The organism is Streptomyces sp. NPDC051738, assembly GCF_044453205.1.
In the GTDB taxonomy this organism is placed as follows: domain Bacteria; phylum Actinomycetota; class Actinomycetes; order Streptomycetales; family Streptomycetaceae; genus Streptomyces.
Map to the genome: position 1 here is coordinate 291,808 of NZ_JBITCM010000005.1, position 13,282 is coordinate 305,089.

The 13,282-nt window shown below is 69.2% G+C and carries 8 protein-coding genes; all 8 read left to right on the top strand.

Going from position 1 to position 13,282, the window contains the following annotated elements; genetic code table 11:
• The first annotated feature begins 26 nt into the window (after nt 1-26).
• Genes ACIA8X_RS14535 through ACIA8X_RS14570 form a run of 8 tightly spaced genes read left to right on the top strand, consistent with a single transcriptional unit; the run spans nt 27 to nt 13,278 of the window.
• Nucleotides 27-881 carry a hypothetical protein gene (locus tag ACIA8X_RS14535; RefSeq protein ID WP_399458379.1) on the top strand — a complete coding sequence of 285 codons (855 nt, stop codon included), beginning with the start codon at nt 27-29 and terminating at the stop codon, nt 879-881.
• Nucleotides 874-1,620, top strand: coding sequence for a hypothetical protein (locus ACIA8X_RS14540; RefSeq protein ID WP_399458380.1), 747 nt, complete (start codon nt 874-876; stop codon nt 1,618-1,620). The genes ACIA8X_RS14535 and ACIA8X_RS14540 overlap by 8 nt, the downstream gene beginning before the upstream one ends.
• A gap of 33 nt (nt 1,621-1,653) precedes the next feature.
• The gene (locus ACIA8X_RS14545; protein WP_393445918.1) at nt 1,654-2,649 is read left to right on the top strand and encodes a DUF4255 domain-containing protein; all 996 of its coding nucleotides are present in this window, start codon (nt 1,654-1,656) and stop codon (nt 2,647-2,649) included.
• 33 nt (nt 2,650-2,682) lie between these two features.
• Nucleotides 2,683-4,698, top strand: a complete 2,016-nt coding sequence (locus ACIA8X_RS14550) for an ATP-binding protein (RefSeq protein WP_399458381.1) — start codon at nt 2,683-2,685, stop codon at nt 4,696-4,698.
• Entirely contained in the window at nt 4,689-5,009 is a 321-nt protein-coding gene (locus ACIA8X_RS14555; RefSeq protein WP_393445914.1) for a hypothetical protein, read from the top strand. Before ACIA8X_RS14550 ends, ACIA8X_RS14555 begins: the two co-directional genes overlap by 10 nt.
• Complete coding sequence (locus ACIA8X_RS14560) at nt 5,006-11,914, top strand: DUF4157 domain-containing protein (RefSeq protein WP_399458382.1); 6,909 nt, start codon at nt 5,006-5,008, stop codon at nt 11,912-11,914. The genes ACIA8X_RS14555 and ACIA8X_RS14560 overlap by 4 nt, the downstream gene beginning before the upstream one ends.
• Nucleotides 11,915-11,929: 15 nt before the next feature.
• Nucleotides 11,930-12,595: a hypothetical protein gene (locus ACIA8X_RS14565; RefSeq protein WP_393445910.1), complete on the top strand. Its 666-nt coding sequence runs from the start codon at nt 11,930-11,932 to the stop codon at nt 12,593-12,595.
• Entirely contained in the window at nt 12,592-13,278 is a 687-nt protein-coding gene (locus ACIA8X_RS14570; RefSeq protein ID WP_393445908.1) for a hypothetical protein, read from the top strand. The genes ACIA8X_RS14565 and ACIA8X_RS14570 overlap by 4 nt, the downstream gene beginning before the upstream one ends.
• Nucleotides 13,279-13,282: the final 4 nt, after the last annotated feature.

A 13,282-nucleotide genomic window follows, 5' to 3' on the forward strand; every position in this document is an offset into this window, starting at 1 on the left:
ACAGTAGGTAGTTGAGGGGGGACGAGATGGCGATCACGGGGGCGGTCGAGCTGCTGGCCACCTGGGAGGCGGGCCTCGCCGAGGCACCTTCTGGGCGCGCCCTGCTGCTGCACCGCACGGCCCGTCCGGACGTCGACGTCGCGAGCCTGCCGGTGCTGCCGGTGGGCGAGCGCGAGGCCGACCTGTTCGCGCTGCGCCGCGCCCTGTTCGGGGAGCGGATGCAGGTGCGGCTGGCGTGCTCGGCGTGCGGGGAGGACATGGAGTTCGACCTGGACGCCGGGGAGTTCGCGCGGTCGCTGGGCGGGCGGGGCGGGTCGGGGGACGGGGCGGGCGGTTCGGCGGGTGGGCCGGGCGGTTCGGTGGGCGGGCGCGACTCGTCCGCCGGGGACGCTTCGTTCGCTGGGTCGGCCTCGTCTGTCGGGTCGGCTTCGTTCGCCGGGGCCGTCGTGCGGGTCCGGCAGGACGGCTGGGACGTCGTGTTCCGGCTGCCCGGTGTCGCCGACCTGACGGCGGCGGCCCGGGCGGCCGACCCGCGCGCGGCCCTGCTCTCCCGGTGCCTCGTCTCAGCGGTGCGCGACGGAACGGACGCGGGGCCCGATGACCTGCCCGTCCCGGTCCAGCGCCGGATCGCCGAGGCCGTCGAGGCCGCCGACCCCGGGGCCGACGTGACGCTCAACATCGCCTGCCCCGAGTGCGGCGAGGCCACCCGCGCCGAACTCGACATCGCCTCCTACCTGTGGACCGAACTGGACACCTGGGCCCGGGACCTGCTGCTCGACGTCCATCTGCTCGCCACCTCCTACGGCTGGAGCGAGCCGGAGATCCTGGCGCTCAGCCCGCTGCGGCGCCGCTACTACCTGGAGCTGTGTGCGGATGTCTGACGCCGAAGGGGCGCCGGTTCCCGACTTCCTCGACCGGCTGATCGCCCGGCACGCCCCGGCCACCGCCGGATCGCGCCCGGGCGTGGTGCGCGTACGGCCCCGGCAGCCCGGCCCGTTCGAACGGGTGGAGGCGGTCCGGGCCACGACACCGGGCCCGGACGACGGGACCGACCTGCTGTGGCCCTCCACCCCGCCGTCGGACGTACGGCCGGTCCAGGCGCCGCGCCCCGGTCCGCACGCCGCCCGGCCGCACACGGAGCTGGAGCGGACGGTCGTACGCACCGAACGCGCCCCGTCCGACCCGGCACCGCGGCCCGCCCCGAGGGCCCTGCCCGAGGCGCCGCTGCTGCGCCCCGTCGCACCGGTCGCGACGGGACCGCGCCCGACGCCCGACGCCGCGCACCGGGCGGTGGGCCGGGGGCGCCAGGAACGGGACTCCACCCAGAGCGCGGCGCCCATGCCCAACCCCCCGGGCCGGGACGCCGCTTCGCCCGCCGCCGTGTCCACCCCCCTGCGGCCCAGCGCCGCGGACACGGCGGCGGCACGGGACGCGGTACGGCAGGCCGCGGCCCGGCGGCCCGGCAAGGCACCGGAGCAGGTGGTTCAGGTGCAGATCGGGCGGCTGGAGGTGACGGCCGGACCGTCGCCCTCCGGCGGCGGCCGACAGCGCACGCCCGCGGCGGGGCGCGCCGGGGCGACCGTGAGTCTGGCCGACTACCTGGCGCGAGGGCGGGAGTGACATGACAGACCGAGGAACCGAGGAACCGACGCCATGAGCAACGCACTCGCCATCGCGCATGTCACCCAGGCCCTCTCCGTGTTGATCGCATCCAATCTGCTGCCGGAGTTCGACGAGGCCGTCAAGATGGAGCTGGGCAAACCGCCGACGGAACCGCCGTCCGAGCCCACCATCTCGGTGTTCTGCTACCAGGTCACGCCCAACGTCTCGCAGCGGGGCAACGACCTGCCAACTCGCGCCACCGACGGCACCCTGCGCAAGCGGCCCGCCGCGGCACTGGACCTGCACTACCTGATCAGCGCGTACGGCGAGGAGTCGGAGCTGGTCGGGCAACGGCTGATCGGTGCCGTGGTGCGCACCCTGCACGAGATCCCGATCCTGCCGAAGGACGTCATCGAACAGGCCGGAGAGAAGCCTTACCTGGTGGGCAGCGACCTCGCCGAGGCGGCGCAGCGCGTGCGGTTCACGCCGACGGTCATGGACATCGACGAGACGTCGAAGCTGTGGGGGATGCTCCACCAGACGCCGTACGCCCTCTCGGTGGTCTACCAGGCGGCCCTCGTCTTCATCGAGGGCCGCGAGACGCCGGTGCCGGCGAAGCCGGTGGAGCGGTACACGGCGCGGGTGCTCCCCTTCGGGGCGCCCGGTGCGCCGGTGCCGCCGGGCAGCGGGGCGGAGGCGTCGCGGGAGAGCGGGAGCGGTGCACCGGTTTCCGAGTCCGGTCCCGCGGAGAGCCGGACGTCGGCGGAAGAACCGGCCCGGAGGGAGTCTGAGAAGGCGCCCGGCAAGTCGGTCGCGAAGGCGCCGGCGAAGGCTTCGGTCAAGGCGCCCGCGAAAACCGCGGCAAAGGCGCCTGCCAAGGTACCTGCCCGCGTCCGGAAGGAAGCCCAGCCCGGCAAGGCGGCGCAGGCGGCCAAGTCCGCGCGTGGCGCGGCCAGAAGCACGGGTGCCGCGTCTTCTTCGGGCTCCTCGTCGGACTCGTCACCGGGCTCCTCCCCGGCGGGTGGCCCCGAGGGCGCGGAGAGCTGAGGCGGAATGGGGACGACGGGGGCAGGTGAGGACATGGGGACGCATCGGACGGGTGCCGTGAACGCACCGGGCGGCAGCCCGACGCTGCTCGTGGAGATCCGGCGCGTCCTGGCCCGTGTCGACGCCCACGCGGCGCGCGCGGCCGAACCGGCCACGGCCGCCGGTACGGACACGGCAGCGGAGCCCGATGACGGCTCCCGCGGTCGTGCCGCCGACGTCGAACACGTACCGGACCCGGATGCCCCCGCGACCGCGCCCCTCGACGCGCTCGTCACCTGCTTCGGCCTCACGGCCTTCGAACGGGACCTCGTACTCCTCACTGCGGCCTACGAACTGGACGCCACGACCGCCGCCCGCTGCGCCGCCGCGAGCGGTGACCCGGAGCGTGCGTACCCCACCTTCTCACTGGCCCTGGCCGCACTCGGCGAACCGCACTGGAGCGCCCTGACCCCCGTGGCACCGCTGCGGCGCTGGCGCATGGTGGAGCTGGACGACGAGTCGCGCCTGACGCTGTCCCGGCTGCGGCTCGACGAACGCATCCTGCACTTCCTGCTCGGCTCGCCCTACCTGGACGCCCGGCTGCACGGCCAACTGCGCCGCACGTCGGTGCCGGAGGAGCTGCCGCCGTCGTACGACCTGGCCGCGAGCCGGGTCGCCGCCGGCTGGACCACCGCCGGACGCCCGGAGGCGCCCCTGCTCGTGGAGGTCGTCGGAGGCGATCTGCGCAGCCGGGCGGACATCGCCGCCGCGGCGGCCGCCCGGTCCGGACTCGGGCTGTACGCGATGAGCGCCGAGGACATCCCCACCGACGCCGCGGAGCGCGACCGGCTTGCCCGGCTGTGGCAGCGCGAGGCGATCCTGCTGCCCGCCGCGCTGCTCGTCGAGATCGGCGAGCTCGACCGCGACCAGCACGCGGCCACCGACGCGTTCCTGACCGGGGCCGCCGTTCCCGTCGTCGTGTCGAGCCGCGATCCGCGGCAGTCGGACCGGCCGCACGGCGACCGGGTGGCCGTGCCGCGCCTGGACGACGAGGAGCAACTCGGCCTGTGGGTGGGCGCGTTCCGGGACGTCGTCGACATCGGCGAGGGCGAACTGCGGTCGCTGGTCGCACAGTTCCAGCTGCCACCGCATGTCGTACGGTCCGCCGCTGCCGCCGTACGCCGTGATCTGCCCGGCGAGGACGAGCTGGACGCCGCCGGACTCGCCTGGCGGGCAGGGCTGAACGAAGCCCGGATCGGGATGGACGAACTGGGCCGCCGTATCGAGCCCGAGGCGGGCTGGGACGATCTCGTCCTGCACGAGCGGCAGACCAGTGTGCTGCGGGAGATCGTCGCGCATGTGCGGCAGCGGGCGACCGTGCACCAGGAGTGGGGGTTCGCGGCGACCCTGCGCCGCGGCCTCGGCGTCACCGCACTGTTCGCGGGCGGTTCCGGCACGGGCAAGACCCTGGCCGCCGAGGTTATGGCCAAGGAGCTGGGCCTGGACCTGTTCATCATCGATCTGTCCCAGGTGGTCAGCAAGTACATCGGCGAGACGGAGAAGAATCTCCGGAAGGTCTTCGACGCCGCCGAAGCCGGCGGCGCACTCCTGCTCTTCGACGAGGCCGATGCGCTCTTCGGCAAGCGCAGCGAGGTGAAGGACAGCCACGACCGGTACGCCAACCTCGAGGTCAGCTACCTGCTGATGCGGATGGAGGCCTACCGGGGCCTCGCCATCCTCACCACCAACATGAAGAAGGCCCTGGACACGGCCTTCATGCGCCGTATCCGCTTCGTCGTCGACTTCCCGTTCCCGGCCGAGCAGGAGCGTGCGGAGATCTGGCGCCGGGTGCTTCCGGCGCAGACCCCGTCGAAGGGCATCGAACCCGAGCTCCTCGCCCAACTCACCGTGGCAGGCGGCTCGATCCGCAACATCGCCCTGTCCGGCGCGTTCCTCGCCGCCGAGGAGGGCGACCGGCTGCAGATGCGGCACATGCTCGCCGCGGCCCGCACCGAATACTCCAAGCTGGAACGCTCCTTGACGCCGACGGAGGTCCGCGGATGGGTGTGAACAGGCCATACCGGGAGAGCGCGCCCGGTCGTCCCGAGCCGCGCGAGATCCGCGTCGACATCGGCGAGCTGGTCCTGGACGGCTTCGGCCCGTCCGTGGACCCGGGGCGTGTGTCGGCGTCGTTCGAGCGGGAGCTGACCCGTCTCGTGCGGGAACACGGGGTGCCGTTGGCCGCGGACGGTGCCGTGTCGGTGGACGGGGTGTCGGGGCTGCCCCCGATGCCCGCCGGGTTGTCCGCGCGCCGCCTAGGCCAGGAGCTGGCCCGCGCGGTGCATGCGGGGCTTTCGGGCCGTGGGGAGGTGACGCGATGACGAACTCCGCCGCTCAGGACTCCCAGGCGGCCGAGCAGGCCGCCGCCGAGCGCCGCCGCAAGCGCAAGGAGCGCGCGGCGAAGAACCGTGCACCCGAGCCGAAGAGCATCGTCAGCGGGGCCGGGCAGCCGCTGGATGCCGGTGTCCGCCGGGAGCTGGAGGAGCAGCTCGGCCACGACCTGGGCTCCGTACGCCTGCACACCGACCGCGACGCGAGCGCTCTCACCGGCATGCTGGGTGCGGACGCGGTCGCGGTGGGCCGGGACATCTTCTTCGGCGAGGGCCAGTACCAGCCGGGCACGGAGCAGGGCCGTGCCCTGCTCGCGCATGAGCTGCTGCACACGATCCAACACCCGTTCGCCAGCGGCGCGTTGGCGGCGGGCCGCGACCTGGGTCAGGTCAGCGCGCCGCATGAGGCGGCCGAGCGCGCCGCCGAGGACGCCGCCCAGGCCGTGGCGCGCGGCGAGCAGGCACCCGAGGTCGCCCCGGAGGCCAGCACTCCGGCGTGGATGCGCTACACCACCGTCCACGCCGACCGTAATCGGCTCGAACACCTCGACCCCGCCACGCTGGTCGACCGCCTCGCCAACACGGTCATCAGGTCCCTCCGTACCGACCCGACGGACAGCGCACAGCGCGTCCGCGCCTCCCTGGCCCCGCTCTCGGAGGAGCTCCAGGAGCGCGTACTGGACCGCCTGGAGCACCGGCTGCTCACCTCCGAGCACGACTTCGTGGTGGACCTCGTCACGGAGATCGCCGAGGACGGCCAGGCGGAGAGTGAGGCCACCGCCCGCCAGCGGGGCCTCCTCGCCCCGGAGGTCGAGGAGGACACCGCCGAGGACGTACAGGCGGAGCGGGAGATGGAGCAGGAGGCCGCCCAGGAGGAGCAGCAGCGCACCGAGCGGACGGGGCCCGCTCCCGGCCCGGAGAAGCAGTCCGTTGACGGGGCCGGGGCCGGCGACACCGCTCCCGCCGCGGGCAGTACGCCGGAGAACGCGGGCGGCACGATCCCGCAGGGCGGTACTCCGGGGGCGGACGCCGGGAAGGCGGAGGACGACAAGGAGTCCGACCCGCGGACGGGCGGGGACGCGTCCAGCCCCAAGGGGGACGGCGAGCAGCCCACTTCGCCCGCCGCCCAGTCCGAGCAGAAGCCGGGGCAGCAGGAGGCCGCGGCCGGCGGGAATGCCGGAGCGCAGGCCGCCGGGAAGCAGGGCGAGAAGTCCGGCGCGGAGAAGAGCGGACAGCAGGGGCAGCAGCAGGACAAGGGGGACAAGGGGAAGCAGGGCGGCGGGAAGGACGGCGACCGGGCCGGGGCGAAGCAGGCCGAGGAGAAGGCCAGGAAGGAAGCCGGCCAGGAGGAGGCGGCAGGCCCGCGCGCCGACGCCGAGGACGAGGCCGCCAAGGCCCGCGAGAGCGCCGCCGCGACCGAGGCGGCCAAGAAGGACGAGCCGGGCCGCGACGAGGGCACCGCTACGGACACGGGGAAGGACGACGGGTTCCCCGGCCGTGCCAGCACGCTGGACGGGGCCCGCGCCCAGGACCAGGAGGGCGAGGAGGAGCGGGAGGAGTCCCCCGGACAGGGCGGCGACTCCGAGGTGGAGGTCGGCGGCGGGGAGCCGAGCGCCTGGGACATCAAACTCAGGCCGGAGGACTTCCTTCCCGAGCAGGACCTCGACGTGTCGAACGTGCCGACCTCCGACCAGATCGACGAGGCCGCCGGGAACTCCGCCTCGCCCACTCCCTCCTTCTCTGCCCCGCCGCCGACCAGGGCCGAAAAGGTGCAGGCACAGCGTCAGCAGGAGGACGAGGAGGACGCCGAGCGCGAGGCGGCGGCGGAGAAGGACGACCCGGGCACCGACGACTCCCCGCCCGTGCCGGGCGCAGAGGAGGAGGCGGCGGAGCAGGGCCGCCGTACGGAGAGCGAGCTCGACCCCGAGGAGAAGTCCGAGCCGAAGCCCGGACCGGGCGTGGCTTCCAAGGACCCCAAACTGGGCGACGACCCCAAGGCGGGTCCGGCCGCGGCCGAGGCCAACACGCAGGAGGCCAAGGACCGTTCGAAGGAGACCGGCGGCGGTACGGCCGAGCAGGCCGCCAAGGACGAGAAGGGCACGCCGACCGCGGGCGGACCGGGCGACAAGGCGTCGGGCGGTGACAAGGGCTCCGCGCAGTCCCGCTCCGACACCTCGGCCACGCAGTCCCCGTCGGACACGGCCAAGACGGGCGCGGAGGGGGAGAAGACGGCCTCCGCCGAGGGCGCGACGGGAGCGGCGAAGGCTGAGGAGTCCCCAGGCCCGCAGGAGTCGAAGGGACCCAAGGACCAGGGCGGGAGCGGCACTTCGGACGGGTCCGCGTCCGGCGGCGGGACGACCGACTCCGACAGCTCGGCCGATACGGGTACGACACCGTCGTCCGGCTCGACCTCCAGCCAGCCTTCGGGCAGTGACAACTCCGGCTCGGACACGGCGAGTTCATCCTCACGTACGGAGTCGCGCTCTGCCTCCCGTACGGAGAAGCCGGGCCCGAGGGCCCAGGAACCGCGGACGGAGAAGCCCAAGGAGCAGGCACCGCAGCCGGAGAGCAAGGCGGACAGCGCGGCCGACTCCGGGGGCGGGGCCGACTCCGGCTCCCGGTCCGCTCCCGCGCCGGCACGCGGCGGAGGCGGCGGTGGCGGCGGCGCCTCGAAGGGCGGCTCTACGGGTGGAGGCAAGGCCTCCGCGACCAAGGCGAAGAAGACGGCCAAGGCGGCGCCGGACCTCTCCGGGGGCTCTCCAGAGGAGGGCCTTGCCACCGCGTCGAACCTCAAGCCGCACCAGGCCGTCGAGGCGATGGACAGCGTCGGCGGCGCCGTGGACAAGGACGTCGGCAAGGAACACAAGCAGCTGTCGTCCAAGCCGCCCGCCATGGACCGTCCCACCGGCGCCCCGAAGACCCTGCACGGTAAGCCGGACGCCGAGGAAGCGGCACAGTACAACGAGGACAAGGCCGCGCGCGCCGAGGACGCCGAGGACGAGAAGGCCGAGGTCAAGGGCGAGAAGAAGCCCGAAGGCAAGATCGAGGCCGAGGAGATGGAGGAGCCCGACTTCTTCGACCAGGTCGGGATGATGGCGGGTTATGCCCTCGGCTGGGCGGGCGACCTGATCGGCCTCGATGTGACGGCGGAGGATCTCGCCGCGCAGTTCGCCGGGATGCCGACCAAGGACGAGGCCATGAAGCAGGCGCAGAACGGTACTGCGCCGGGCGTGGAGATGCAGGGCCAGGCCGACGACAAGGCCGAGGAACAGGGCGGCAACACCGACGACAAGAGCCAGGAGGCCGCCGAGACCGGGGCCGACGACGCCGGTCGGAAGATGGGCGAGGACCAGGTCTATCCGGACGCGCCGAAGGAACGGCTCGAAGGGAAGGTGCCCGCCGAGCAGGGCGGCAAGTCGCGCGTCGGCGGAGGCGGTGCGAGCACTGGTGCCGTACCACCCGAAGCGGCCTCGGAAGTGGCCGAGCACGAGCGTAAGCCGCAGTTCAAGAAGGCGCTCAGTGACGGCCGCCAGGACATGGGCAAGGGCCGGGAGAAGAAGACCCAGGACACCCGTACGTCCCAGGAGAAGCACAAGCGGCAGGTCGACAAGGAAGTCCAGTCCAACACCAAGGAGCAGACGGGCAAGCGCGAGGGCGTCCTGACGGACGTGGACAAGCAGCGCTCCGACTGGACCAAGGAGCAGGACGGCGAGCTGAAGAAGCTCGGCACGAAGAAGTCGGACCGGGAGAAGAAGGTCCGGGAAGACGTCAAGAAGGAAGAGGAAGACACCGACAAGGACGTCGAGAAGGAGAAGGAGACCAGCGACAAGGACGTCAAGGACAAGGGTGAGAAGGCCGAGGAGGACGCGGAGAAGAAGAAGGACGAGAAGACCGACGACTCCAAGAACTGGCTGTCCAAGGCGCTCGACTGGATCAAGGAACAGTTCATCGCGCTGCGGGACAAGATCGTCAAGATCATCAAGGACGCCCGTGAAGCGATCATCGGGGCCCTGAAGAAGTTCAAGGAGACGGTCGAGGGCTGGATCAACGCGGCCCGCGAGGGCATCGTCGAGATGATCAAGAAGTTCATCGAGGACCTGATCGAGTTCGTCACGTCCTTGGTGGAAGCGGTCATCGAAATCGCCCGCCGTATCCGCAAGTTCATCACGGACCTGATCAATGCGGCGCTCGCGTTCGTCACCCAGCTCGCCGCGGCCCTGAAGCAGATCATGAAGGATCTGCTGGAGTCCATCGCGAAGCTTCTCAGCGACATCCTGAACGTCCTGAAGAAGATGCTTCTCGACGTCCTGAAGGCATGCAAGGACGCCCTCAAGGCGGTCCTCGACTTCGCGACGAAGTTCATCGCCGCCTTCGGCGAGTTCATGATGATCCTGGTCGACATCCTCTCGGACCCCGGCGGCTGGCTGAGCGGCGCGAAGAACTCCGCGTACGACGGTGCGAAGAACCACCTCTTCAACGAGGTCAAGAGCGCCGTGAAGCAGTGGTTCAACGACAAGGTCAAGGAGATCACCGGCCTGACCGAGGCCGTCTGGAACAAGCTCATGAAGGGCGGCTGGACCATTGAGAAGATCGCCAAGGAGGTGTGGGACGCGATCGTCCCCCAACTCCCCTTCATCATCGGCGAGATCGTCATCACAAAGGTCCTGGCGAAGCTGATCCCCGGCGCCGGCTGGGGCGCGGCCATCCTGGAGGCCATCCAGGCCGCGATCGGCTCACTGGGCGAGATCCTCAAGGCCATCGGCGCGGTCATCACGTGGCTCAAGTCCGTACGGCAGGGCGGTGCGGGGGTGCTGTTCGCGAAGGCGATCGCGGCAGGCATCGTGGTCCTGTTGGAGATGGCCTACGAGTTGATCCTCAGCGGGATCGGCAAGTACGTGTCGAAGGTGGGCACGCGGTTGAAGGGCGTGGCCGCGAACCTGGGCAAGGACAAGGGCGGCGGCACGGACAAGGGGAAGGACGGCGGGGGCGACCCGCCGGCTTCCAACAAGGACAAACCCTCGTCGACTCCCGAAAAGACGCAGACGCCCCCGGCCAAGGTCACGCCCCCGACGAAGCCCAAGGACACGGGCGGCCCCGGAAAGCCGAAGGACCAGGGCGCTCCCGCCAAGCCCAAGGACCAGGGCGCGCCTGCCAAGCCGAAGGACAAGGACGCACCGGGCAAGCCCCAGGACAAGAAGCCGGCGACGACGAAGCCCGGAAAGCCGAAGGACAAGGACACCGACGCCCCGTCCCCCACGCCGACGAACCCCAAGGGCCCCACAAACAAGCCCGGTAAGGACAACGGCAAGCCCGACGACAAGAAGAACAACACCCCGAGCGACACGTCCACGAAGCCGACGCCCCCGACGTCCAAGGACAAGAACGGCAATCCGAAGGACAAGGACCAGCAGCCGGACAAGGACAAGCAGGACACCAAGCCGACTCCACCGGCGAAGCCCAAGCAGGACCCGGGCAAGAAGGACGGGCCGGACGGCACGAAGAAGGACCCGGACGACAAGGACAGCGGGGGCAAGGGGCAGGACCCCAACACAAAGCGTCCGGACCCCGATCCGAAGAAAGACAAGTCCGATACCGACAGCAGCAACAAAAAGGACCCGGACGGGCCTGGAAAGAAGGACACCGACAACAAGGGCAAAGACAACACCCCGTCACGCACCAACCCCGGCAAGGACAAGGACACACCGGGAAGGCCGAAGAGCCTCGAAACCAAGAATGAAAGGAAGGATGAAGAGGACTCCGACACCGAAAAATCCAAGCGCTTGGCCTTGATCATTGCGAGGATCAGGCCGATCATCAAAGCGAAAACGAAGCACGGGATGCCCGACGAAGACGTCCGGGACATGCTCACCAGGATGCGTCTGGAGTATCGCCTGAAGCGGCTGTACGGCACTGGCGCCCCCAAAATCGAGCTTTACGCCGGGCTCAGCCCCACCAGGCAGTTCGAGGACCTGCACCAGGAAAATGAATCACAGGACGAGACGTCGTCGCAGGAAGCCGAAGTCGATTACGACAATGAACAGAGCGAAGAGGAGGACAACCTTCCGGAGCCGGACATGCCGACCTGGGGCAGCGCTCGCGCCAGCAAGATAGAAGCCGGGTTCCTGAGCCCGAAGGTAAGAGGCACCGGGAAGGCTCCGCAGAGTTGGAGCAAACCTGACGGCTGGGACTACATCACACGGCACGGCATGTCCGAAGACTCGAAGTGGGTGCGCATGCATCTACTCCCGGACCGCATGGGCGGGATGCCGACGAACAACAACCTCGTTCCTGCGCGAGGCCCGTCGGTGAACATTCAGATGAGGGCCGCCCTTGAGGACGACGCCTACGACGCCATCGGACCTAAGAAGCCGATATGGTACGAATCCAAGGTGACCATCCACGATGACACCAAGGACATCAACGGCGAAACCCTCGAAGGCTACCCAGAGAGCATCACGTCCTCATACGGCTACTACACGAAACTGAAAGAGCCGGGGGACGAGAGGAAGCACTGGGACAAAATCGACGAAGCCGAGGATTCAAAAACATTCTCCGGAATACCCCTGCCCACCACGGAGGAGCATAATCAGCTCCTCATCAACTCCGCCGGAGAAAAAAGCATTCACCAGTTCCTCAACACGGAAACCCAGAAGTTCACCAACACCATTCCGCGATACATCGCAGGAATGGACAGCGATGGCGTGCAGAAGAAGAAGGAAGTGGATGGGCGGGATGTGGCGGATCCACACCCCAAGTACAACAGTGTTGACGACATCGAAGAATACCTGAAAACCAGGCACAGCGAAATGGCCGGAAAAACGATTTCGGGAATCCAGCGCGTATTGACCAGGCTCAGGGAGCTCGAAAAAGACGGCAAGATCAATTGGGACATCTGAGGAGAGTGGACCGCCGTGACATTCGAATTCGAATCGGCATTGGATTCCTTCCTGGATTCCATGGAAGACGCGGACGGAATCACGGTAACGCTTCGAGAGAAAATCTCACCAAGAGCACCCGTTGACTACGTGGAATCCGTACAGGAGTTGGAAGGGATCAACGAAAACATCCCCTCGGGAATCGCCGGCAACTACCTCATGGAGTCCGAGCGAATCCACATCGGGTGGTTCCGGGACGATTATGGACTAGCCGGAGAATTTGCCGTCAAAAGCCTCCACTCATGCCTGGCTTCAGAGAATTTGACGTTCGAGGATTCCCGGCTCACTGCGGAGCAGCGGGAAATTATGGGCGAACTCAAGATATTCGAGGAGACGCCGGGAAACGGGCGCATGACTGGCTTGCGCATTCCGGATTCTGCAGCCCCTCCTGAGATCTGGCTCTACGACATCTCGCAACCCAGGATGGAGAAACTCGACATCGGCTTCACTGCATATCTCGATGCTTTACTGACCACCAAAGGAGTTCCGGGGTGGCAGCACCTGTTCGTTGAAAATGACCTGCGCAGTGACGAGTTCCGCTCCACGGTGAATGACCTGAAGGAGATGTTGAACTACCTGCCCCAGTTGTTCCCAGAGCACGACTATGACGCTTTGAGGGACCGTCTGGAGGCCCGCCTGTGACCCGCTACGCCGACATCCCCAAACCCATCCGCTCCGGAATAGTCCTCGTCGACCCCGAACTAGGCACCCCCCAACGCATCATCGTGCTCCAGTTCAACCCGGACACCCTGGAACGCAGCCTCTCGCCCCAGTCCGCAGGAGGCAGCGGAGACTCCGGCGGAGGAGGCAGCGGCAGCGGGGACAGAAACGAGGCACTCCGCCTCAAGGGCCCCGCCCAGGAGACCTGGAAGTTCACCGCCGAGATCGACGCCACCGACCAGTTCGAGATCGCCGCACCCGACGGCATCCACCCCCAACTGGCCGTGCTCGAAATGCTCGTGCAGCCGACGTCCTCTCAACTCCGCGAAGCCAGCCGGCAGTCGCAGAAGGGGACCATCGAGATCTCTCCGATCGAGATGCCGCTCACTCTCTTCACCTGGGGGAGCAAGCGGGTCATGCCTGTGCGGCTCACCGAACTGTCCATCAATGAGTCCGCGTTCGACGTCAACCTCAACCCGATCCGGGCCTCGCTCAGCATCGGGCTCAAGGTGCTCACCGTGAGCGATCTGCCGATGGGGCACCCGGGTGCCGAGTTGTACTACGCGCATCTCGCGCAGAAGGAGCGCCTCGCCGCCGCCGCGCGCACCGCGGGGATCGGGTCGCTGGGGCTCGGCTCCAGTGGCATCGGGGTGGGAAGGGGCTGAGGAG